This window comes from Bacillus sp. 1NLA3E, from assembly GCF_000242895.2.
In the GTDB taxonomy this organism is placed as follows: Bacteria; Bacillota; Bacilli; order Bacillales; family Cytobacillaceae; genus Bacillus_BU.
The window spans coordinates 2,400,772-2,423,995 of record NC_021171.1; the positions used below are offsets into that span (position 1 = coordinate 2,400,772).

A 23,224-nucleotide genomic window follows, 5' to 3' on the forward strand; every position below is an offset into this window, starting at 1 on the left:
GTGTTTTTTTCGGTGATAATACGAATTAACCGTTTCTATTTAAACCAACCCTTCTCCTTTGATTGGGTAATAGCTTCAATGCGGTTTTTAACCTCAAGCTTATCCAAAATCGTGGAAATATAGTTTCGGACCGTCCCGGCTTTAAGACTAAGCTCATCGGCTATCTCCTTCGTATTTTTCCCATCCGCTACAAGCTCCAAAACTTCCTTTTCCCGTTCTGTGAGCGGATTTCCTTCACTATAGACATCATCCATTAATTCAGGTGCGTAGATTCGTTTACCTGCCATGATGCTACGAATCGAGCTAGCGAGCTCTTCACTTGGACTATCCTTTAAAAGATACCCACTTACCCCGGCTTTAAACGCCCGTTGGAAATAACCTGACCTTGCAAATGTCGTCAGAATAATCACCTTACAGCCGAGCCCCTTTAGCTCTTCAGCAGCCTCAAGCCCACTCTTTCCAGGCATTTCGATATCCATTATACAGACATCTGGCTGATGTTTTTTTACAAAAGAGATCGCTTCTTCGCCGTTTGAAGCTTTTCCAACCACTTCCATATCTTCTTCTAAATTCAACAGTGAACCTAAGGCTCCCAAAAGCAATTGCTGATCTTCGGCAATGACGATTTTGATCATCGATGATCCTCCTTATCTGACGGCTTTACATCATTAGGAACTTTTATTGTTAGTGACGTTCCTTCTTTTGTACTCAATTCAAGGCTTCCATTTACAAACTCCAAACGTTCCTTCATCCCCATCAGTCCATGGCCTTTTCCGGACGACTCAGTAGTCTCTATGAATTTTCCGTTATCGTAAACGATGATCGTGATTTCATTCCATGTTTGTTGAATGGAAATATTACAGATCGATGCACCACTATGTTTTACGACATTATTTACTGCCTCTTTCAAGCACATACTCAAGATATTTTCAGTTAACAAGGAAACATTGGTAAGTGGCTTACACTTTTCGCATACAAACTCGATTTGAGCAGCTTCAAGAATTTGTTTGACCCTGTCTATTTCTTCTTTTAATCGCAGGCCACGCATTGATGAAACGATTTTCCGTACTTCATTTAATGCTGTCCTTGCGGTTTGTTGGACATCCTTTAGCTCATTCCGAGCTTGTTCGGGATCTTTATTTATCAACTTTCTTGCTAAATCGCTTTTCAGACCGATCAAAGAGAGCTTTTGTCCAAGAGTATCATGAAGATCACGTGCAATCCTTTGGCGTTCCTCCATAATCACCAACTCCGAAATTCGTTTATTAGCGTCTTCAAGCTGTTCTTCAAGCTGTCCTCGTTCATTTCGATTATGAATATTAAAAGGAAGCAATATGACGCTAATCCAAGTGATAATAATGAATGGCAATTGCTTAATGAATAATTCTTCTTGGATGACGATATTATAATTTATTAAAACGGTCGTGGTGACTAAATGAACAATATACAAGGTAATAAAGGCCATACGGTTCTTAATATTGCCAATAAAATAGGCAAGAAAAAAAGCGAAATAAATATAGCTAAATAAGCTAGTTGCAGCAACAGAAATACCAATCAGTATCAATGTCCAAATGTAAACGGACCACCCTTTTGAAATAAAGGCAAAACGGTAGACGACATAAAACAAAATGGTAAGTAAAATTCCTATTATTATGTTGATTGTCGAGGTAGATTGAAATATAAAATAAAATGGTAAAATACCAAGGATAGTCCATATATATGGAGAAATCCCAGGGCTTTTTTGAAAAAAAGCATACCTCTTAATCATGATTAGAACCTCATTTATTAGTATTAGATACTTTTGCCATTGCTTTCTTATTACAAGGCTCTGTTAAACTAGAATGTTGATTTCCGTTCCAGGCACTCGCGCACCTTAGGGGCGGGCGGTGAGCCTCCTCGGCGCTAAAGCGCCTGTGGGGTCTTACCTGTCCCGCTGCTCCCGCAGGAGTCTTCGTGCCTTCCACTCCAATCAACATTGTGCAAAAAATCAACATTGAGCTTTAACACAACCTATTACAAAAATAGCAAAAGCTACGAATTCTTGCAATGTTTACACTTTTCATTAGATGATGAACGCCCTTACTTACGATAGCAATTTTAGTTAAACTGCTATCGTAAGTAAGGGCGTAATTTACATATCGAAATTAATTCGAAACACTGCTCTTCATTTTAGCGATTGATTTGATCTCCTTAAATTGAACGAACTTATTTGTGTTTTCGTCCCACAGTCCGAATTTAAGCGATTGAATACTAGTCGCTAAAGTGATGGTTGGTACGTTTTGCAATGGTGGTGTATTGTTGTGAACCGCTTCAAGCTTATAGTTTGGCACCTTTGGACTTAAATGATGGACGTGATGGTAACCAATATTTCCTGTTATCCATTGCAAAATCTTAGGAAGTTTATAAAAAGAACTCCCTTCTACTGCTGCTTTCACATAATCCCATTGTTCGTCCTCTACATAATAAGAATCCTCAAAGGTATGTTGGATGAAGAAGAGCCAAATGCCAGCTGCACCAGAGACCATAAAGATAGGAACTTGAATCAACAGGAAAGCTTGCCATCCAATTGTTAAACAAAGGATTGTGACTAAGATCGCAATCGAAATATTTGTTAAATAAGTATTAAGGCGTTCTTTCCTTCGCGCGCCTTTTCTGTTAAAACGATTTTTAAAAAGGAATACATAAATTGGTCCAATACCAAACATTACGAGTGGATTCCGATAAAATCGGTAAGAAAATCGTAACCAAAATGGAGAAGATACATATTCTTCCACGGTAAGAACCCAAATATCACCTGTACCACGCTTATCTAAATTACTGCTCGTTGCATGATGGACGGAATGATCATGCTGCCATTGGTAATAAGGGAAAAAGGTTAAAATTCCAGTAATGGTACCGAGTATTTTATTTGCCTTACGACTTTTAAAAAAAGAATGGTGGCAGCAGTCATGGAAAATAATAAAAATACGCACCAAAAATCCAGCAGAAATCATCGCTAGTACCAATGTTAAGATATAGGAAACAGATAGACTTTGATATGCTAAGTACCAAAAAAGAAAAAATGGGACCATCGTGTTAACGATTTGCAAAACACTATCCTTTGTATTTGATTTTTCATATGGAGCAACTTGTTTACGTAAATTGATTTGTTTTTGATGTGTCATATTTGGTTATTTCCTTTCCTCTTATGCTATTTCTAATTATAAATAATGAAAAAGGTAATTTGCAGTCATACGTGTCATGGACAAAAAGTGACAAATGTCATACTACCGAACGAAAGGGGTTTCCTCAGTCTATTTTGACCACTAGAGAACAGAAAAAAACCGATTTTTACTTCAAAAGAAATAAAAATCGGTTTATGTAATTGACTATCAAAATCTATATGTTTGAGCGTATTTCGTGTACTTACTGATTTTTTTAAGTGAGGCATTATAGCCAATTCCAGGTGTTGTCGGGACATTAATCGTGCCATAATCAACAGTAACTTCTGGTTCAATAATATCTTCTGACCAATATAATGATGATGCTGCAGTGTCTCCCGGTAAAGTGAAATTTTTCAGGGAAGTAATCGCGATATTATGAGCACGGCCAATCCCAGATTCTAGCATGCCACCACACCACAATGGAATTCCCTGTTCAAGGCACAAATCGTGAATTTTACGTGAAGGTGTCAAGCCACCAACCCGACCAATCTTGATGTTAATAATTTTACAACTGCCAAGCTTTAACGCTTTGCGGGCATCATCAAGTGAATGAATGCTTTCATCAAGGCAAATCGGCGTTTTCAATCTAGCTTGTAGCTCTGCATGGTCAATTATATCGTTATAAGCAAGTGGCTGTTCAATCATCATCAGATTATAGTCATCAAGTGCAATTAAGCTATCGATGTCTTGAAGAGAATAGGCTGAATTTGCATCTGCCATCAACGGAATTTCCGGATAAACTTTCCGGACCTTATTAATTAATTCTACATCCCAGCCCGGTCTGATTTTCAACTTAATCCGCTTATAACCTTCCGTTAGACGTGATTCAATGATTGTTAAAGTCTCATCAATCGAATCTTTTATACCAATACTAACTCCAACGTCGATGGATTTTTTTGTTCCACCAAGCATACTTGACAATGAAGCATTTTGCTCTTTTGCATAAATATCCCATACAGCCCCCTCTAAAGCAGCTTTAGCCATATAATTTCCACGAATATGGCTAAATAATTTTTCAGAAAGTTCATCAGGGTGCCTAATTTCATTTTTTAATAGGATTGGTATCAAATAATCTTCGAGGATATGCCAGTTTGTTTTTAACGTTTCTTCATTATAAAGTGGGTCAAGCATGGCAACGGACTCCGCCCAACCGGAAACGCCATCTGAACTAATTGCTTCGACCAAAATAAAATCACGATCGTATTCAGTTCCAAAGCTAGTTGTAAAAGGCGTAAGCAAATCCAGTTTAAGGTGCCGTAAAATTACTTGTTTAATTTTCATAATTGGAGTTCCTCCTAATATAATCAGAGAACACTTGATTACTTTTTCGTAAGGATATAATAATTAACCGGACTTTCGGTGATTGGATTCTTTTTAAAACCAGAGACCTGCCAACCTTCCCGAAACAGCTCTATAAAGATTTCTCTCGTTTTCATCCTCCATAGGATTGCTGTTTCGATGTTAATTTTTTTGATTTCTCTAAAATTCTTTGGAATCGCGACGGAAACTATTTGATCAGTTTGTCTAGGCAAAGAATGAGTAGGCATAGGAATTGGTAGACCGTTATGATCTATTTCAAATTGAATGAGTGAATTCTTTAAATAAGACTCTCCTTCAACTTCCTGTTCTGGGGTCCCTGAAGTTGAATCTAGCTGAATTTGCCATTCAACTAGAAAACGATCCGAAGGAATCCCACCGTTAAGAAGGTCATCCATCTCCCCATAGCAGTTTGGGATATAAGTGGAGCTTACAGCAGCTAGTTTACCGATGTTCAAATATCCGTTTACGCTTTCTAACGGATCGTATGTCCAAGTTATCAGCTCGTAACCAAGTTTGCGAGCTTCCTCACGTTGGGCAATTTTTAATTTCTCTCCAATCCCTTTGCTGCGAAAATGCGGATCAGTTGCTAGAACATGAGAACAAAGGTAAACATTCCTTCCATTAAAGCCCGGAAAACTATATTGAAAGGCAATCAGTTGCTCATCTACATAAGCACCTAAAACCAACCCACCATTTTTCACAGACGTTATGGTTTGGTGGGTTGGAATCGAATCTTGAGGACCCCAAATTTTCGATTCTAGCGCTCTGACTTCCTCAAGCTCTGCAACAGAATGCAGGGAGCGAATTTCAAGATTATCTAATGTTGTCATCGTAACCCTCCTCCCCACTATTCCTTACTAAAATCTGCCTCATTAAGGTCAACCATTTTTGTTTTCTTAACTATTTTATAACCCATGAAGGCCAAGAAAAATAATGGGAGACCAATATAAGAAACTAAAATACCATACCAGTCAATTTTCGGTCCAAAGAAAGCACCATAATTTTGCCCCAAAATAGCAACAAGACATAATACTGTTGCGAGAATTGGACCAAACGGAAACCATTTTGAAACATAAGGTAAATCCTTGAAATCTCTTCCTTGGGCGACGTACGCTTTGCGGAATCGGTAATGCGTAATCGAAATCCCTAGCCAAGAAAGAAATCCTGCTAAACCTGAAGCATTTAATAACCATGAATAGACCGTTCCATCTCCGAAAAGAGAAGTTAGGAAACACGCCATCCCAATAATAGTAGATAAGTATAAAGCATTTGTGGGAATACCACCCCTATTTACCTTTTTTAAGAATGCAGGAGCTTTCCCTTCTTTCGCCAAAACCCAAAGAACACGAGTAGCTGCGTACATAGCCGAGTTGCCTGCAGATAAAACCGAAGTAAGAATAACTGCATTCATTAAAGCCGCTGCGAATGCTAGACCCGCGTGTTTAAACACAAGTGTGAATGGACTAACAGCAACATTCTCTAAATCTGAACTTAATAATTGTGGATCTTTATAACTTACCAGACAGCCAATGACAAAAATTGCTAAAACATAGAACAATAGAATTCTCCAGAAAATTTGTTTGATTGCTTTTGGCATATCTCTTCCTGGATTCTCACTTTCACCAGCCGCAATCCCGACCAGTTCAGTTCCTTGAAAAGCAAATCCTACGATCATAAAAACACTAATAATTGATAGAAAACCACCTTTAAATGGGGCCTCTCCTTTAGTGAAATTTTCAAATCCACCAGTATGTCCATTCATAATCCCAAATATCATCAATAAACCAATAACGATAAAAATAATAATAGTGGCAACCTTTATGATTGAAAACCAAAATTCTGATTCTCCATATCCCTTAACCGATAGTATATTTAAACCAAATATGAGTGCGAGAAATATGGCGCTCCAAATAATTCCGGGTACGTTAGGAAGCCAGTATTTCATAATGAGCGAAGATGCTGATAATTCTAGCGCAACAATAATTGCATTGTTATACCAATAATTCCAGCCAATCGCAAACCCTAAGGCAGGATCAACAAATCTTGAAGTATAGGTACTAAATGAACCAGTAATCGGAATGAAAGCAGCCATTTCACCTAAGCTAGTCATCAAGAAATAAACCATGATTCCGGCAATCAGATAAGCAGCAAGTGCACCGCCAGGCCCAGCAGCGGCAACAGTTGCCCCACTAGCTAAAAATAAACCCGTTCCAATCGTTCCACCAATGGCAATCATCGAAAGATGTCTTGTCTTAAGTTTTCTCGATAGATGTTCTCCATCAGGACTACCCTGTTTATCTATTTGTAAATCGTCGTATTCTTCTTGTCTTGCGAGTTGAGAATTTGGCATATTACACCTCTAAGTTTTGATTGTTATTTTTTCAAAGCTAGTGAATGGATAGTTATGTGCTGGAATTCATGAAAATTCACAGCCAAGTTTTTATTATACATAGTTTTCGTTAATTTTTATAGTAAAATAATATATAATTATTTCACAAAAATAATTTGTATTTATAAAAAAATGAATATTTCAAATGCGATTCTTTGTATAAAAATATGGTAAATTAAATGTTGGTAGGAGTTTGTTTACGCTTTTAAAAGGGGGGATATTCTATGAACAAGGAGCTTTCAGTTGCTATTGTTTATGATTCTATTTTCGGAAATACAAAAGCGATTGCAGAACGAATTTCACAGGAACTTAGAAAAAATTGTGAAGTGATCATCGGCTCAATCCATAATGAAATAGATCCAGCTCAAATTATTGATAAGGATCTTCTTATTATAGGTAGTCCCACTCATGGGCATAGGCCTACTCATGAAATGGCTATATTTTTAAATAAACTTAGAAAATCAGAATTCCCATTAATACATATCGCTATTTTTGATACTAGATATTTCATGCCAATATGGTTATCTGGTTCTGCAGCAAAACGGATGACAAAAAGACTAAATAAATTAGGTTTTCATTCAATTTGTAAACCTGAAAGCTTTTTTGTTAGTAAATGGGAAGGACCTCTTGGACCAACAGAACTTGATCATGCAGAGAAATGGGCGATAAAAATTAGGGAGTTGCTCCAGCAAATTTAACGGTTACCTATTCTACATATAATGAGACTTAAAACGAAAACAGTTTTGAGTCTTTTTTGTTTTAAATGTACATTATCTCCCTCATTTCCGAATAGTCTGTATATTTTTACAAATCGGAATTGTAATGTGTTAAAATATGGATGGGAGATGGTAGACTTGAATAAAATAATCCTCATTATTTTACTATTAATAGATATCTTTTATTTTGGTTACTATGTTCTACATATTGAAAGTACGATGCTATTAAACGGTTTCTGGACTTTTATTTTTATTGTTGGAATCATCTGGTCTTCCATATTTTGGTTTAGACTTAAAAACAAATCTGGTTACACTCAATATTTATCTATTGCGGTACTTGTGACAAGTGTTAGTTCGTTAGGCGCATTTGGTTTCAGACACCTATTAAGTAATCTTTTTTTGTGAAATTAAATTAGCCTATTGAAAGGGGGCATTTTATGATAAATGCCCCAGACTTATCAATTGTTTTAGTGGAATAAAATGTCCATCAAAAGAAAATATAATAGAGAAAAGTATCAATAATTATCGAATTGAGGAATCAATCATGGAGATATTTTCATTAAGTGGGGCAAGTGGGACGGGGAAAAGCACAAGTGCTTTATCATTTGCACATAAACAAAAAATACCAGCTATCATCGATGATGGGTTGCTCATTTTTAATGGACAAAAAATTGCTGGGACTTCTGCAAAGTTTGAAAAATATTCGCTGTCTGCAGTAAAAAGAGCTACCTTTTTTGATGAGGATCATGTCAGGGAAGTACAAATGGCCATTAATAATTATTATGTTGATAGAATATTAATAATTGGAACATCTGACCGAATGACCAAGTTAATTGCTAGCCGTCTACAATTAGGTGAAATTAAACATTTTTATCATGTAGAAGATGTTCGTTCATCTAGTGAGATTAAAATAGCCCAGTTTGTTAGAAAAACGGAAGGCAAACATATTATTCCCATTCCATATCAACAGGTTGATCAAAGCTTTTTTAAAAAATTGATTCATAGAGGAGTGGAAATTTTTTCACCCAAAAAGGAAATAATCGGGGAAAACACAGTTGTTCATCCTGATTTTCACCGAGGAGCAATAAAAATACATAAGAAGGCCTTCAACGATATTGTAAAGATTATATGTATGAGTTTCACAGATATTGATGAATGCAAGTCTGTTGAATTACAATTAAATGGGCTACCTATACTAAAGGCTACTATCACAATCAAGCACCCTCTTCCGTCCAACTTAATAGAAATCGTTGAAAAACTTCAAAGTGATATACGTTTCCACTTTATCAATAAACTTAATATTGAATTGTACTCCGTCAATCTAAATGTTCAGATGGTCACAAAAAATAGAAAGCTCGATTAAAAAATGAGCTTTCTATTTTTATAGAAAATCTTATTTTATTTTGTTCGACGGGTAAATTGTGGAGCCCTTTTTTCAACAAATGCTGCTACTCCTTCAGGAAAATCCTGCTGATCTACAAATGGAGTCGATCCATTCCAAAGAACTGGAGTGCTATTTATACACTCATTAACTGATTGTTTAACTGCAAGTAATGACGCCGGAGACATGGATGCTACCAATTTCCCCATTTTCAAAGCATATCGGCCTAACTCTGCTTCTTCAACCAAATAATTTAGCATTCCTACCGAGTATGCTTCTTCGGCTTTAAGTATGCGACCCAAATAAACTAGTTCTTTCGTAACACTTGGTCCCACTAAATCTACAAGACGCTTAGCAAATTTATTATTCAAGGTGATGCCTAATTTTCCGACGGGTATTCCCAATCTTGATTTTTCTGAACCAATCCGCAAATCACAAGCAAGTGCAAGTTCAAGTCCCGCCCCCATCGCTGGACCATTTATTACACCAATAGTTGGTAGTGGTAAATTTTCAATTGTTGAGATGGCCTTTTCCATTAGAACAAATGCATTTTCTGCCTCTTCGAGTGACATTTCATGGAATTCCTGTAAATCTGAACCTGCTGTGAATTGTTCCCCTGCTCCTCTTAATAACAACACTCGATTTTTAGGGTTCTCCAAAACCATCTCACCAATTTCAGCAAGTTGGTCCCACATATTTGCAGTTAGTGCATTCCGCTTTTGAGGACGATGTATCGTTATTATAGCTAACCCACCTGTTTCTTGAAGGGTGATTTTTGCTTGTTCCTCTTCCATCCTTTTAATACCAACTCTCATTCTTTCCCTCTCCCTTAAAAAATTGTTATAAAATGGTTTCTTTCTGGTCTTTTAACAAAAAGTTTTGTTGTTACAAAGAAGTATTTTGACCAAATTATTGGAATGGTACTTCCTTCATTTTGAAAATAATAGATAGAATTTTCTGTTTATGTGTAAATTATAACACACTGTACTATAACAATTAATAAAATTAAAACTTTTCTAGAAAAATTAAATTTTGTACAACTAAAAAAACAAAAGGCCCAGATCACAGTGATGCAATCGGGCCAATTTCTTAAAATCTAATTATTAGCTGAATTTCGCAAGAAAAAAAACGCCTGAATCATAAAATAACTGATCTCTGCAGGTAACAGCTCTTTTATCGGTTTCAATTTGTCAGTCCCCGCTTCGGCAATGGCAGCTTCTATTAATGGTCGACAATCGCTTGGAAGCTCTTTTTCCCAATTGATAAATTGCCCTTCCTCAGCACTTCTTAATAAGTGGCTTTGTATGGTGATAACAGACAAATTTCGTTCCTTAGAAATTTGCGAAATGGTTGCTCCTGAGGAATACAAATCATAACTTACTAAATGTGAAGGTCTTCCATCAGGATCTTTTGGTTCTCTTTTTTTCGTTTTTCCTTTTTCAACTTCACTATCAGTCTTGTCTTCTGTTATTCTGTGAGGATTACTTTCGCAAAATATCCGGATTGCTTGAATGAATTCGAGTCCATACTTTTCTAATTTATGTGCACCGACACCTTTAACATTTAAAAACTCTTCATTGGATTTCGGAAGTCTTAGGCACATATCCTGTAAGCTGGTATCGGAAAAAATCACAAATGGCGGTACTTTTTCATGATCCGCAATACTTTTCCGCAACAGTCGCAACTCTTCGAATAATGGATCCGCCTTAGAAATCGTTTTAGCTTGGATTTCCTCTTTTCGAGAAACGGATTGATTTCCTATAAGCACTTCTCTTCCTTTTGAAGTCACATAAATAGTTGGATACTGCCCGTTTTCAATGCCAATGATATCTTCAGTTATTAAATAATCAATAAAATCGGTGACATCCTTTGCACTTTTTGTTTGTAGCATTCCATATGTGGATAGCTTGTCAAAATTGAATTGTGTTATGGTTTTACTTTTTGAACCTGTCAGGACTTTGGCAACAGCAGCTTTTCCAAATCGTTGCCCCATTCTCACAATACACGAAAGAACGATTTGAGCTTCCTTTGAAACATCAACCGCCTCTCTTGTGTCCGTGCAATTACTGCAACGACCGCAACTCCCAGCTGATGCCTCATTAAAATACTCCACAATCCAAGATTGAAGACAATTTTCAGTATGGCAATATCCAACCATTTGATTAAGTTTTTCTAACTCCAATGGGATTCTATTCCGTTCCAAGGTCTGATCAATTAAAAAACGGTGAATTTGCGTGTCACCTGGCCCATACAACAAAATACAAGTACTATCGAGACCATCTCGCCCTGCTCTACCTGCCTCTTGGTAATAACTCTCCATATTTCTCGGCATTTGGTAATGTATGACATATCGGACGTTGGACTTGTCAATTCCCATCCCAAACGCTGAAGTAGCGACCATCAAAGGCTTTTCATCCAGCAAAAAAGCATTTTGTTGTTCTAGCCGCTCTTTATCACTAAGACCTGCATGGTAGCGTGCCACTTTTACTTTCGCTTTTACTAATTCTTGATATAGCTGGTCGACTGTTTTCCGTGTTGCTGCATAAATAATTCCTGATTCCTTATCATTCTTTTTCACATAATCAAGTAAATATCGGTCGCGATCCTGACCCTTAACCACTGAAAAAGAAAGATTGTTGCGCTCGAAACTGGTCACAACTTCATGTTCAATATTTAATGACTGACTGATATCCTGACGAACTTGTGCTGTTGCAGTAGCCGTTAGTGCCAGTATAATCGGCTTTGTTTGGATGTGATTAAGAATGCTAGAAATGTACATATAACTTGGGCGAAAATCATGTCCCCACTGTGAAATACAATGTGCCTCATCGACAGCGATTAGTGGGATTTCTAATTCCCCTAACTCTTGTAAAAATAAACCAGACTCCAGTCGTTCTGGAGAGATATACAGTAACTTATACACTCCTTGCCTTGCTTGCATCATTCGTTCTTGGATTTCATTTGTTGTTAGGCTGCTATTAATATAGGTAGCCGCAATCCCCAGTTGTTGAAGAGTATCGACTTGATCCTTCATTAAAGAAATGAGTGGGGAGATAACGATGGTTGTCCCTGAAAAAACAAGTGCAGGGATTTGAAAACAGAGGGATTTTCCTCCTCCAGTTGGCATGACACATAAGCTGTTTTGGCCTGAGAATACGTGTTCAAGGGTCATTTTTTGACCAGGACGGAATTCATCGTAACCAAAGTGGGTTTTTAATATTTGTTGGGCTGTTTGTAACAAGTATGGTTCCTCCTCTTATACTAGGAGACTAGTGGTTTTATTTCTTTCATTATACCGTGATTTCCTTTGGAATGTGTTTGTTTTTAAGATATGGTTGTGTTAAAGCTAAAGGTTGATTTTTAAACAATGTTGATTGGAGTGGAAGGCGCGAGACTCCTGCGGGAACAGCGGGACAGGTGAGACCCCGCAGGCGCTTTAGCGCCGAGGAGGCTTACCGCCCGCCCCTAAGGTGCGCGAAGCGCCTGGAACGGAAATCAACATTCGAGTTTAACAGAGCCTAAGATATAAAAGGAATCAAAGCATATAATGCCAAGATTCCCTTCATTTAAATTCCATCATTATTGGATGTAAGCTTATTTGAGACTATAAAGGACTTATTGCTTTTTTTTCATATAAAAGGCAAGACCAAAGGCAATCAAAGGAACTAAAACAGACAATCTTAACCAACCTGGTTGGGTTGAAATGATAATGGATGGAATCAATACCGTACAACCACATATCAAGAAAGCTTTCCAGGATTTTTTCCAAAAACCCCAAGTCAATAATATACCAGACGCTATAATTAATCCCCATAAGATAAAACCAACCAAGTAGAGACCCCAATCCCCAAAGCTAAAGCCTAACAGAAAGAATTCCATTTGTACCCCCTCCTTAGTCTTTTATCTTAATGTCGATTTTTTATGAATACTTCATTTGCTTAACCAAGATGTCTTCTTATCTTAATTATACTATTTTATTAGCTTTGTGACGCTGCTGCACAGGCACTTTCCAAATAAAATAATATAAAAATAGCGCATCTCTCCGAAAAATTTTCTGAGTAATGCGCATGGTTATTTGTCTAATCATATATACCAATTAAGGTTAATAGCTATTATTCTCCAAATTTTTCTTGTTTTCATACCAATTGGTTAATTGAGTGAGTATCGCAAATACGAAGAAGAAATTCATCGCCCAAATGTTTAGGAAAGGTGCCAATCCTCCATATTCAATGGTTTCATAACCTTTTAGTTTCATTACAATCATCGATTCGATAAAAATAAGAATAAATCCTATAACACTCGCTACTACGATTCTAATCATTTGCCTTCTCCCCCAAAATGTTTGTTTCCCTTAGCTTCGATGGCCTGTTAATTTCTTATGATTCATTTACTTTTTCTATATAATTTTAAAATAAGATCACCAGAATCAACAATGACTTACCACACAGTAATTGGGTTTTGAAAGTGCGAAATAACTAGACGAAAAATAAGCAACTGCCATAGCATTTTTTACAAGCAAAAAGCAGGATCTGAGTCACTCCTGCTTTTGGGTATTTATCTTTATCTAATCTTTTTTCAAAAAAGTACTTGGCATTACCACAGCAATGACTTCTCCACGAGCACAAAGAACATCTTTAGCAAAAACCTCTGTCGTCACTTTAAACTTCTTGGGATGAATCTCTTCCACCGTTCCCACAGCTTTTAGGTCAACGCCATGTGGGGTAGGTTTTACAAAGTCTACACGCAAGGAAGCGGTTACAAAACGTGGCGGTTCTGCCCCTTCACCAACTTCATGACCATTCTTCCTATGTAGAGCTAACCCTGCTGAGCCTGTCCCATGGCAGTCTATCAATGACGCAACGATCCCACCATAAACAAAACCAGGTAAGGCTGTATGTTCTGGTTCCGGGGTGTAAATCGTCACAGTTTTCTCCCCTTGCCAACCTGTTCGAAATTGATGTCCCTTTTCATTTAATCGTCCACATCCATAACACCATGCAAAATCATCAGGGTACTCATCTTGAATTGCCTTAACTATTGTCTCTTCCATCTATCTCCCTCCTTTTTCAGAATATTATAACACATTTAGCACAAGATGGTACTTCGTCAAAAAAAAATATGGACACAATCTTATTAATCAAACCTCTTTTTAATGATTGGCTGTGTTAAATCTCAATGTTGATTTTTTCACAATGTTGATTGGAGTGGAAGGCACGAAGACTCCTGCGGGAGCAGCGGGACAGGTGAGACCCCACAGGCGCTTAACCGAGGAGGCTCACCGCCCGCCCCGCGGAAAGCGAGTGCCTGGAACGGAAATCAACATTTTAGTTTAACCTTGCCTAATTATTATATAATTCACTTTTCCTTTACTAGGGGAAAGGTATTTTATTTTATCAAAATAGCTTTATTTTTTTAAAAAAACTTTCTTTTTCTGAACCAACATTCTCAAATCCATAATGTATAAAGGTTTTTAAACATAATCAACTTCATTAACAAAAATTGTTTTTGACAAGTTAATACCGCCGAAAGTAATATAGTAGAATAATAAGGAGGTAGTATCATGTCAAACCAAAATAGACAGAAGATTGTGGATAGTGTTCCGCAAAAAGGGTTCTTAGGACAACCTATGGGCTTATTCACACTTTTCTTCACTGAATTCTGGGAGCGTTTCTCATACTATGGAATGAAAGCCATCCTCGTGTACTATATGTATTACAAAGTCACCAAAGGTGGATTGGGGATAGATGAAACCCTTGCACTTTCGATCGTGTCAATTTACGGCTCGCTAGTTTATATGTCTGGAATTATCGGCGGATGGTTAGCAGATAGAATATTCGGAACATCAAAAGCCGTATTTTACGGTGGAATCTCAATCATGTTCGGGCATATCTTTTTAGCTATACCTGGAAGTGTTTCAATGTTCTTTATTTCGATGGTCTTAATTATTATTGGTACTGGTTTACTTAAACCAAACGTATCTAGTATTGTTGGTGAAATTTATAGTATCGAAGACCGCCGCCGTGATGCTGGTTTTAGTATTTTCTATATGGCGATTAACTTGGGAGGTTTCTTATCTCCACTGGTTGTCGGAACCGTGGGAATGAATTACAATTTCCACCTTGGATTCGGTATAGCAGCAGTCGGTATGTTCTTAGGCTTAGTCGTCTTTATTCTAACAAAGAAAAAAAACCTAGGTCTTGCGGGCAAAACAATTGCCAATCCGCTATCCCCATCTGAAAAGAAAAAAGTCTATACTTACATTGGATTGGGTCTGTTAATTTTTGCGATTTTGATAGCTATTGCAATTCAAACCGGAATTCTAACCTTCGACTTTTTTGTTACGGTAGTTGGGATTCTTGGATTCTTGATTCCAACTATCTACTTTGTGGTGATGTACCGCAGTCCTAAAACGACGGCTGTAGAGCGGTCTAGAATCATTGCCTATATCCCGCTTTTTCTTGCATCTGTTATGTTCTGGGCAATTCAAGAGCAAGGTTCAACGATTCTAGCAAGTTACGCTGATAAACGCACCCAATTGGACTTCGCTGGTATGCATATATCACCAGCTTGGTTCCAATCGCTAAACCCTCTATTTATTATTACGTTAGCACCAGTTTTTGCCTGGTTATGGGTTAAGTTAGACAAGAAACAACCAACCATACCGCAAAAATTCTCATTAGGTTTATTGTTCTCTGGTTTATCATTCATTATCATTCTATTACCTGCTTACCTTGGTGGATCTAATTCTTTAGTAAACCCAATGTGGCTTGTACTTAGTTATTTAGTCTGTGTACTTGGTGAATTATGTTTATCACCTGTTGGACTATCTGCCACAACAAAATTAGCTCCTGCAGCATTCTCTGCACAAACGATGAGCTTATGGTTCTTATCTAACGCAGCCGCTCAGGCTCTAAATGCCCAGATGGTTAAATTTTATTCACCTGCAACTGAAATGACCTACTTCGGTGTTATAGGTGGGGCATCTATCGTTTTGGGTGTAATCCTATTCTTGTTCGCTCCAAAGATTCAGGGCCTTATGAAGGGTGTAAGATAATAAAATAACCTGTTGGTGTCTGACTCCGGCTATCTTCATTTATATTAATGAAGTAGTCGGGCAGGCGCCTCTTTTTTTGTATATTTCTAGAATGAACTTCCTTGAATCGTCCATTTTAGTGAATATTTTCCTGCTCCAAATCTATGCCGATAAACAAATTTCCTTACATCTTCATCTTTTAAATTCCCATCATACATTAAAAACAATAATGATTGATAAACCCGATAATGCTCGATGACAAAAATAGCAAATTGCTTGCGTTCCCCGTTCATTCTTTCTAAAAAATCCCTTTGGCCTGAAATTTGATTAAGGGTATCTATAATGTATGCCTTAGTGTCTTCCCACTTTTCCTTCCGATTTTCTAAAATATCTCGTGCAAAGACAGGTAATTTTTCAATAATCAAATCTATATAACCTTCTGACCACATAATCATTCTTTCTTTTTCTGAGAGTTCAAAAACCATATTCATTAGGAGGAGCTCGTCCACCTCTCCACTAACTGCATATTTCCCAACCCGATTCAAGCTAATCACCTCATATTTGCTTATGGATAGAAATCACAAAGGGAAAATATTAATTAGAATGACATCCCTATACTTATTCTTTATAAAAGTAAGAAAATTTATGATGTAAATATTGGCTCCTCAACAACATTATTTAACAATGACTAAATAAAAAAAAGTGCCTGATACACCATTGGAAAGTTGGGTAACGGGCACTTTTCTTACTCATCTATTTGCAGTTTGATGGCACTCTTAATGTTCCTAAGATTAGAGAGACAATTTGAGACAGAGCCTATTCTTTAAATAGCCCAATCCGTTTTATTTCCTCAAGGTGTATTTCGGATAACTGTTCTAGGATTTCAATTCCGAGTTGCGTCACTTCAATTAAAATACTACGACCATCATCAGGATTCTGTCTTCGAAGTACGAGTCCCAATGCCTCACAGCGGTCAATTAGGCCGACACACGCATGATGAGTAATTTGCAATCGTTCCGCTAACTCCCGAGCAGTGACGAAATCTCTGCCAGGGAAACCTTTAATGGCTAACATTAATTGATGCTGTTGTGAAGTAAGGCCAAGTTTTCTCGCAGCTGAATCACTAAATTTTTGAAACTTTCGGAGCTGATATCTAAATTCAGCAAGGTATTCATACACTTCCTTTGATAATAATGAATCCAAAAAATTTCCCCTTTTCTCATATTGATAATTATATCTTACCACGATATAATAAAAACAGAAGGATATATCGCATTGAGATATATTTTGATTTTTTTAAGAAAATATAAGCTTTGCTGAATTAATGACAAAAAAGGGTGGTGATTCAACATGGAACTATGGGATTATCTATCTCCAAACTCCTTAACTGGTGAAATTATTTTTGCACTAGGATTTTTGTTAACTATTTTCTTTAATATAAAACTTTATCATTTCAGCAAATGATTAGACGTATTTTTATCATTATTTTTTCAAAATAAAGAAATACACATGGTATCCAAAGTCCCACCTAGTGATGGGACTTTGGGTTTTTAAATTAAATAATCAGATTTATCAAGTGAGAAAAATATTCTAGCTTTCCCTACTAAAATTAAAAAATCAAAAGAGTTCACGAATTTTCCCTTCAATTGGTGTCCTCGGCTTCGCTTCCGGTACCTCTTCTGGATATCCAACGGCTAATACACCGATCACGTCATAATCATCAGGCACATTTAGAAGGGTGCGATTCTTTGGTGTGATTCCGATTGATGACCAAAATGTCCCCACACCTTCTGCCCAGGCAGCAAGCATAAAATTTTGAATGAAGCAAGAAGTTGCAGACCTATTTTCCTCCCTTTCTACCTCATTTTTCCCACGCTGTGAGATGATTGCAAATACAGTTGGCGCATTGCCAAAGTTTGTTTTATGATGAAGGTTTGCTCGCGTTTCGCTTCCAATAAAAACAATTTCCCAGGGCTCAGTCATCCTGTGATTTGGTGCCATACTTGCAGCGCTTAACCATGAAAGGATCACGGCACGATTAATGCCGTCTGACTTAAACTTTTTTATTGTCCGACGAGTCTTAATAATGTCCATAATATTCATCCTGTTTTCTTCCCCTCTGTTCATTTTAATTAGCCCATATATCTTTTTTTATCAACGAATCTATGTTCAATTATTGCACCTCATTATCGGTTATGCAAAATTCAACAGAAAGTTGATTTCTTTTCTAGGTCCGAACAAATCATTATATACTTTATGTCAAAAAAGGAGTTTAATGTTTGCCTATGTTAAGAAAGTGATAAATAAAAAAGACGATACCCCTAGATGAAGTATCGTGCCTAAAATTCTTTTTATAATTGGCTGTTTTAAAGCTCAAGGTTGATTTTTGAACAATGTTGATTGGAGTGGAAGGCGCGAGACTCCTGCGGGAGCAGCGGGACAGGTGAGACCCCGCAGGCGCTTTAGCGCCGAGGAGGCTTACCGCCCGCCCCGCGGAAAGCGAAGCGCCTGGAACGGAAATCAACATTCTAGTTTAACAGAGACTTATAATTTCGTAAGGATGATTCCAACCAAAGCGGACGACACTCCAACAAGCTGATAGAATCGTAATTTCTCTTTAAAAAGAAGACATCCTACAAATACTACGACTAGACAATTTAAACTTACTATTGGAAAAACAATACTTGCAATACCCTTCTGTAACGCAAAGAAATAACAACTGTAGCCTGTAACACTAATTGCACCGACCAAAGTGCCAAGTTTAACTACAGGAGCAGAGATTTTTTCTTTCCCGTTTATAATTAGCGTGAGCAGATAGGCACCGCCGCCTCCATACATAGCGATTAATATATTGATCGAACTAATATGTAGAAAGGTGGTTAATTTCATTAATACACCTAAAATACCAAAGGAAAGAACGGCTAACAAAATCCGAAACATCCACGCCGAGTAATCTGTATCTACCTTTAATTGTTTTGGGGTGTATTGGATGGCCACCACTGACGATAGAATAATTAATATTCCAATCCATTGCACACTTGATATGTGTTCATGGAAAATCAGTCCAGCACTTAATACTGGAAAAATAGCATTAGACGCAATAATCGGGGCTGTTAAACTAGCAGGTCCTTTTTCATAAGCTTTAGATAATTGAATATTTCCATTTGCGTTCAATACCCCAATTAGTGCTCCAAGAAAAATCGTTGTAAGATTCATATGAAGTGATCCAGATCCTATGCCATAAGCAAGTGTCATAATGAATGCCGATAAATAAAAGAAAAATTGGAGATTTACTTTTGAATAGCCTTTCCCGGTACTCCACTTAAAAATAGTGTTGTTAATTCCAAAACAAATGGTTGTCAAAATCGCCCCAAAAAACCACATTTTTTACCTTCACTCTTTCTTTTCCGTTGATTAAATACAATACACTCATATACAATACTTTTCTAGTATAATCAACAAAACGAACAATTGCGAGATTATTAAATAGAAAAACATAATAATCAATTGACAAATATTAATTTATATTTTTCAAAAAAATAATTCGGCATTAAAAAAGCTGGCTTTATCCATTTAGGAAGCCAGCTTTTCTTATTTCTCAGATTAACCTTCAAAGTTAGACACTCTTTTTTATGACTCCTTGATATTGTGTGGAGGTCCTCACTTCCACAGTCAATGTCCCATTTCCAAAAATTGTTTTTAATAAAAACGGTGCACCTGCTGTGTTCTGAAATCTAAAGTCTACTCCCCCATACGAAACCGTTGCATCTCTTCCACTCGGAACATACCCTACATTTACCGAATGATGATGTTTTTCTATATAATTTACACCTAGCTGATCGACGGCATTATATAGTGTAGATGAGGTTTGACAAATACCTCCACCAATTCCCATTATTAATTTTCCATCTACCGCTTCTTGGGCCGGCTGATATCCGTGTGCTTCGTCACTTGGCCCAACTGTGGTATTAAAAGAGAAATAATCATTCGTACCAACAATGACATTATTAATTGCCTGTGCTGACAATTCGATATTTTTATTTCTTCCCGCGACACTTGGATTAAATTTGGTCGTATAGGAAGCAACCACCACTTCACCTAAATGAGAAACATCCTCTGTCCTATACCCACTTTCGGTTACTGTTAAAGGTAATTCAACATTGCCACCCTTTTGAGAAGCCTCAATCACCATCTGAGTTAGCAAGACTTCCTCAAGAATCACTCTTGGCGTTCCTTTAATAATCTGACCATTTGCGTCAATCCGATCTGGGGTATTCCTAACATCATAACCAGGTGTAGTATCTGTTCCCTTAGCTAACTCCTTTGATATTTTTTCGATCTCCCTTTTATAATTATCATCATCTGTCCCAAAGCCCATTTCTTTCGGTACAAAAGTTTTGATATTACTTTTTGTATTCGGATCAACAACATTCACTACAATTTGCTTTGGTTCCTCATTTTTTGTCTTATTTTCCCCGGTTTGTTTCTCTTGATCGATTTGTTTTTCCAGATTAGCTACTTTTTTCTCCAATATTTTTTCTTTGGCAGTTTTTTCCGCACATCCAGTTAACGCTACTAAACTAGCTAATAAAATAATTGCCATAATCCATTTAAGCTTATTCATTTTTCCCCCAACCGGCTTCCCTTTTATTTTTACTGACACCCTTGTCCGATAAAAATAACAAAACATCATTCATAGGGAATCATTTCCATTTCCCATTTTATTCTGTTCTTAAATAAGGTATTCCTTCAAAAAATGAAAAACTTTTTAAATAATTTGAATTTTCTTAAAAAAATAAATTAAATGATTGTATATCGCTGCCATTCCTTTGGAAGAAGCGATTGATACTGATTTTGTAAAAATCTATCATCAACAAGAACAATTGTTCCACGATCAGCTTCCGATCGGATCAACCTTCCTCCAGCTTGTAACACCTTGTTCATCCCTGGATAAACATAAGCGTATTCATATCCATTTTTGCCTTTGAGAGAAAAATGATCCTTGATCAAATTTCTTTCAAAACAAAGCTGAGGCAACCCCACCCCGATAACAACCACACCATTTAATCGATCTCCAACTAAATCTATTCCTTCCGAAAAAACACCCCCAAGGACAGCGAAGGCAATTAATGTCTCTTTCGGATTAGGCTTAAAGGATTCTAAAAAATCTTCCCTTTCTTCTTCTTTCATTCTAGCTTCTTGAATAAGTGTATTTGTTTCTCCGTCAACATGTTTGAACTGCTCATAAACATCCATTAAATATTGATAAGAAGGGAAAAAGGTCAAATAATTCCCTGGTCTGTTTTTTATCAATGATTGTAACATGTTAACTATTGGGGTCTTTGTTCGATCTCGATCACGGTAGCGTGTGGACAATGGATTAATAAAGACGTCTACTTGTTGGGCTGAGAATGGTGAGGGAATGGACAGCAAAAAATCTTCCTCTTCACCTCCCAAAATATCTTGGTAATACGGGAGTGGCGCTAGTGTAGCAGAAAAGAAAACCTTTGAACGAAAACCTTTTCCCATTTGGTTAAGAAGTTTGGATGGGTCAATACAAAATAGTTTTAGTGTTAAGTCATTTTTATTTTTTTCAGCATAAACTGTATAATGTTCGTCCACTATCTCAATAATTTTCAAGAATTTTTGAACCATAAAATATACATCTAAAAGTGCTTTGATTGGATTATTTCCTATTAAAAGAACTTGTTCAGCAGTGTTGACAAAATGAGTGAGATGTTCGATAAACTCTACATTCAATTTATCTATGACAAACTCATGGTGATTGTCATTCTCTTTTTTTAAAGAAATGAACAATGAATTTATTTTACTAACTACGTGATAAAATTCTTTATTCACACCCTTGAATTCTTTTTTTAGTTGTAGGAAGATTTCTTTGTTTAACGGCGCTGAGAACATTTCCCGACCCCGATCAACAAGATTATGGGCCTCATCAACTAGTAAAGCTGTAGACTTCTTTTGATCCTCAAACAATCGTTTTAATGACACACGCGGGTCGAATATATAATTGTAATCACAAATGACCGTATCCACGGTATAAGCAAGGTCAATTGAAAATTCAAAGGGACAAACTGTGTGCTTACGGGCATAAATCTCAATTACTTCTCTTGTCAAACTCGCTTCTTTAGATAAAATATTCACGATTGCTTCATTGATTCGGTCATAATAGCCATTTGCAAACTCACAATAATCCTTCTGGCAGTTCGTTTCATCTTTAAAGCAAACCTTGTCCTTAGCGGTAATTGTTAAGGAATTCATACGAAGACCGCAGGAACGCATTCGATTCATTGCTTCTTCAGCTGCTTTTCTGGTTATCGTTTTAGCGGTGAGATAGAAAATCCGATTTAGGTGGCCTTCTCCCACTGCTTTAACTGAAGGAAATAACGTCGATATGGTCTTTCCAATCCCGGTGGGGGCTTTAACAAATAGACTTTTTTCGTCTAAAATAGACTTATATACAACTCCCGCTAATTTCCGCTGTCCGATGCGATACGAATCATACGGGAAAACCATCTCTTTAATTGATTCATTTCGTTTGAGTCTATGCTCCTGCAGCAACGACGCATACGGTGCATAGGTTTTTATTACGTCAATAATGAATGTTTCTAACTCAGAAAAAAAATAGTGCCTAATCATGGATCGTTTTGTTTCTGTCTCAACGTGAACATAAGTTAATTGAACAGATATTTCCTTCAATCCATGCTCGAATGCATACATATACGCATACAACTTCGCTTGAGCCCAATGCACCAGATAACCATCCAATTCTAGTTGTTCTAGTGGTTGAGAGAAGGACTTTATTTCATCAACTATTACCGATTCATTCCTAAATAACAGTCCATCACATCTTCCTTCAATTATAAAGGTTAAGGCTTCATAAGGAATTTGTGCACGGAGGTAGACTTCTTTTAAATCTCCCACTCCATATGTTTTTTGGATCTTTTGGTGAATTCTCGTTCCTTCTGTAAGGGACGATTGTGAGCGAAAACGTGTATCAATGCTTCCACTTCTGAACACATGTTCAACAAGGGTTCTGACAGATATTTGAATATTTACTGACACAAAATCACCTGCTTGCTAATTCATCATTTATAAGAATATTTGTTCGCGTTTTAAGTATAACAGATATATTTAAGGATATTTATTTAACCGATTTGACAT

21 protein-coding genes are annotated in these 23,224 nt (G+C 36.9%); 4 read left to right on the forward strand and 17 right to left on the reverse strand.

All coding sequences use genetic code 11. The features are described 5' to 3' along the window. Positions 1–35 precede the first annotated feature (35 nt). The 6 genes from B1NLA3E_RS11425 to B1NLA3E_RS11455 form a co-directional block, all read right to left on the reverse strand. A complete protein-coding gene (locus B1NLA3E_RS11425) occupies positions 36–635 on the reverse strand; it encodes a response regulator transcription factor (RefSeq protein WP_015593997.1) in 600 nt (199 codons plus the stop codon). After that, positions 632–1,768 carry a sensor histidine kinase gene (locus B1NLA3E_RS11430; protein ID WP_015593998.1) on the reverse strand — a complete coding sequence of 379 codons (1,137 nt, stop codon included), beginning with the start codon at positions 1,766–1,768 and terminating at the stop codon, positions 632–634. The genes B1NLA3E_RS11425 and B1NLA3E_RS11430 overlap by 4 nt, the downstream gene beginning before the upstream one ends. A 376-nt stretch (positions 1,769–2,144) precedes the next feature. After that, positions 2,145–3,164 carry a fatty acid desaturase gene (locus B1NLA3E_RS11440; RefSeq protein ID WP_015593999.1) on the reverse strand — a complete coding sequence of 340 codons (1,020 nt, stop codon included), beginning with the start codon at positions 3,162–3,164 and terminating at the stop codon, positions 2,145–2,147. A gap of 207 nt (positions 3,165–3,371) precedes the next feature. Beyond that, positions 3,372–4,484 carry an o-succinylbenzoate synthase gene (gene menC, locus B1NLA3E_RS11445; RefSeq protein ID WP_015594000.1) on the reverse strand — a complete coding sequence of 371 codons (1,113 nt, stop codon included), beginning with the start codon at positions 4,482–4,484 and terminating at the stop codon, positions 3,372–3,374. 38 nt (positions 4,485–4,522) lie between these two features. Further along, on the reverse strand, positions 4,523–5,353 hold the full coding sequence (locus B1NLA3E_RS11450; protein ID WP_015594001.1) for an acetyltransferase: 831 nt from the start codon (positions 5,351–5,353) through the stop codon (positions 4,523–4,525). A 17-nt stretch (positions 5,354–5,370) separates the two neighbouring features. Further along, a complete protein-coding gene (locus B1NLA3E_RS11455; protein ID WP_015594002.1) occupies positions 5,371–6,873 on the reverse strand; it encodes an amino acid permease in 1,503 nt (500 codons plus the stop codon). A gap of 263 nt (positions 6,874–7,136) precedes the next feature. Here B1NLA3E_RS11455 and B1NLA3E_RS11460 point away from each other — a divergent pair, with 263 nt between their 5' ends. The 3 genes from B1NLA3E_RS11460 to B1NLA3E_RS11470 all read left to right on the forward strand — a co-directional run bounded on the left by B1NLA3E_RS11460 (position 7,137) and on the right by B1NLA3E_RS11470 (position 8,991). After that, on the forward strand, positions 7,137–7,610 hold the full coding sequence (locus B1NLA3E_RS11460; protein ID WP_015594003.1) for a flavodoxin family protein: 474 nt from the start codon (positions 7,137–7,139) through the stop codon (positions 7,608–7,610). Positions 7,611–7,766: 156 nt separating this feature from the next. Further along, entirely contained in the window at positions 7,767–8,033 is a 267-nt protein-coding gene (locus tag B1NLA3E_RS11465; protein ID WP_041580475.1) for a hypothetical protein, read from the forward strand. A gap of 139 nt (positions 8,034–8,172) precedes the next feature. After that, complete coding sequence (locus B1NLA3E_RS11470; RefSeq protein WP_015594004.1) at positions 8,173–8,991, forward strand: hypothetical protein; 819 nt, start codon at positions 8,173–8,175, stop codon at positions 8,989–8,991. A gap of 35 nt (positions 8,992–9,026) precedes the next feature. Here B1NLA3E_RS11470 and B1NLA3E_RS11475 read toward each other — a convergent pair whose 3' ends face one another. From B1NLA3E_RS11475 to B1NLA3E_RS11495, 5 genes are all read right to left on the reverse strand, one after another. Beyond that, complete coding sequence (locus B1NLA3E_RS11475) at positions 9,027–9,824, reverse strand: enoyl-CoA hydratase/isomerase family protein (protein WP_015594005.1); 798 nt, start codon at positions 9,822–9,824, stop codon at positions 9,027–9,029. A 281-nt stretch (positions 9,825–10,105) separates the two neighbouring features. Beyond that, positions 10,106–12,250, reverse strand: coding sequence for a DNA helicase RecQ (recQ, locus tag B1NLA3E_RS11480; RefSeq protein WP_015594006.1), 2,145 nt, complete (start codon positions 12,248–12,250; stop codon positions 10,106–10,108). Positions 12,251–12,624: 374 nt separating this feature from the next. Beyond that, the gene (locus B1NLA3E_RS11485) at positions 12,625–12,888 is read right to left on the reverse strand and encodes a hypothetical protein (RefSeq protein WP_015594007.1); all 264 of its coding nucleotides are present in this window, start codon (positions 12,886–12,888) and stop codon (positions 12,625–12,627) included. Positions 12,889–13,111: 223 nt separating this feature from the next. After that, entirely contained in the window at positions 13,112–13,330 is a 219-nt protein-coding gene (locus B1NLA3E_RS11490; protein WP_015594008.1) for a hypothetical protein, read from the reverse strand. A gap of 243 nt (positions 13,331–13,573) precedes the next feature. Next, positions 13,574–14,059 carry a PaaI family thioesterase gene (locus B1NLA3E_RS11495; RefSeq protein ID WP_015594009.1) on the reverse strand — a complete coding sequence of 162 codons (486 nt, stop codon included), beginning with the start codon at positions 14,057–14,059 and terminating at the stop codon, positions 13,574–13,576. Positions 14,060–14,569: 510 nt separating this feature from the next. Between B1NLA3E_RS11495 and B1NLA3E_RS11500 the strand changes: the two genes are divergently transcribed. Further along, complete coding sequence (locus B1NLA3E_RS11500; RefSeq protein ID WP_015594010.1) at positions 14,570–16,063, forward strand: peptide MFS transporter; 1,494 nt, start codon at positions 14,570–14,572, stop codon at positions 16,061–16,063. Positions 16,064–16,149: 86 nt separating this feature from the next. Here B1NLA3E_RS11500 and B1NLA3E_RS11505 read toward each other — a convergent pair whose 3' ends face one another. The 6 genes from B1NLA3E_RS11505 to B1NLA3E_RS11530 form a co-directional block, all read right to left on the reverse strand. Continuing rightward, entirely contained in the window at positions 16,150–16,587 is a 438-nt protein-coding gene (locus tag B1NLA3E_RS11505; protein WP_015594011.1) for a hypothetical protein, read from the reverse strand. Positions 16,588–16,858: 271 nt separating this feature from the next. Beyond that, complete coding sequence (locus tag B1NLA3E_RS11510) at positions 16,859–17,245, reverse strand: MarR family winged helix-turn-helix transcriptional regulator (protein WP_015594012.1); 387 nt, start codon at positions 17,243–17,245, stop codon at positions 16,859–16,861. Positions 17,246–17,659: 414 nt separating this feature from the next. Then, positions 17,660–18,145 (reverse strand): nitroreductase family protein, encoded by a 486-nt coding sequence (locus tag B1NLA3E_RS11515; protein ID WP_041580476.1) that lies wholly within the window; start codon positions 18,143–18,145, stop codon positions 17,660–17,662. A 441-nt stretch (positions 18,146–18,586) separates the two neighbouring features. After that, the gene (locus tag B1NLA3E_RS11520) at positions 18,587–19,426 is read right to left on the reverse strand and encodes an EamA family transporter (protein ID WP_015594014.1); all 840 of its coding nucleotides are present in this window, start codon (positions 19,424–19,426) and stop codon (positions 18,587–18,589) included. A gap of 232 nt (positions 19,427–19,658) precedes the next feature. Continuing rightward, positions 19,659–20,666: a VanW family protein gene (locus B1NLA3E_RS11525; protein WP_041580477.1), complete on the reverse strand. Its 1,008-nt coding sequence runs from the start codon at positions 20,664–20,666 to the stop codon at positions 19,659–19,661. A gap of 176 nt (positions 20,667–20,842) precedes the next feature. Next, positions 20,843–23,125, reverse strand: coding sequence for an ATP-dependent DNA helicase (locus tag B1NLA3E_RS11530; protein ID WP_015594016.1), 2,283 nt, complete (start codon positions 23,123–23,125; stop codon positions 20,843–20,845). Between the last annotated feature and the right edge of the window lie 99 nt (positions 23,126–23,224).

Excerpts from the sequence above, each read along its gene's own strand:
- B1NLA3E_RS11425 (WP_015593997.1), bottom strand. The coding sequence starts at position 635 with ATGATCAAAATCGTCATTGCCGAAGATCAGCAATTGCTTTTGGGAGCC.
- B1NLA3E_RS11430 (WP_015593998.1), bottom strand. The coding sequence starts at position 1,768 with ATGATTAAGAGGTATGCTTTTTTTCAAAAAAGCCCTGGGATTTCTCCA.
- B1NLA3E_RS11440 (WP_015593999.1), bottom strand. The coding sequence starts at position 3,164 with ATGACACATCAAAAACAAATCAATTTACGTAAACAAGTTGCTCCATAT.
- menC (WP_015594000.1), bottom strand. The coding sequence starts at position 4,484 with ATGAAAATTAAACAAGTAATTTTACGGCACCTTAAACTGGATTTGCTT.
- B1NLA3E_RS11450 (WP_015594001.1), bottom strand. The coding sequence starts at position 5,353 with ATGACAACATTAGATAATCTTGAAATTCGCTCCCTGCATTCTGTTGCA.
- B1NLA3E_RS11455 (WP_015594002.1), bottom strand. The coding sequence starts at position 6,873 with ATGCCAAATTCTCAACTCGCAAGACAAGAAGAATACGACGATTTACAA.
- B1NLA3E_RS11460 (WP_015594003.1), top strand. The coding sequence starts at position 7,137 with ATGAACAAGGAGCTTTCAGTTGCTATTGTTTATGATTCTATTTTCGGA.
- B1NLA3E_RS11470 (WP_015594004.1), top strand. The coding sequence starts at position 8,173 with ATGGAGATATTTTCATTAAGTGGGGCAAGTGGGACGGGGAAAAGCACA.
- B1NLA3E_RS11475 (WP_015594005.1), bottom strand. The coding sequence starts at position 9,824 with ATGAGAGTTGGTATTAAAAGGATGGAAGAGGAACAAGCAAAAATCACC.
- B1NLA3E_RS11485 (WP_015594007.1), bottom strand. The coding sequence starts at position 12,888 with ATGGAATTCTTTCTGTTAGGCTTTAGCTTTGGGGATTGGGGTCTCTAC.
- B1NLA3E_RS11490 (WP_015594008.1), bottom strand. The coding sequence starts at position 13,330 with ATGATTAGAATCGTAGTAGCGAGTGTTATAGGATTTATTCTTATTTTT.
- B1NLA3E_RS11495 (WP_015594009.1), bottom strand. The coding sequence starts at position 14,059 with ATGGAAGAGACAATAGTTAAGGCAATTCAAGATGAGTACCCTGATGAT.
- B1NLA3E_RS11500 (WP_015594010.1), top strand. The coding sequence starts at position 14,570 with ATGTCAAACCAAAATAGACAGAAGATTGTGGATAGTGTTCCGCAAAAA.
- B1NLA3E_RS11515 (WP_041580476.1), bottom strand. The coding sequence starts at position 18,145 with ATGAATATTATGGACATTATTAAGACTCGTCGGACAATAAAAAAGTTT.
- B1NLA3E_RS11520 (WP_015594014.1), bottom strand. The coding sequence starts at position 19,426 with ATGTGGTTTTTTGGGGCGATTTTGACAACCATTTGTTTTGGAATTAAC.
- B1NLA3E_RS11525 (WP_041580477.1), bottom strand. The coding sequence starts at position 20,666 with ATGAATAAGCTTAAATGGATTATGGCAATTATTTTATTAGCTAGTTTA.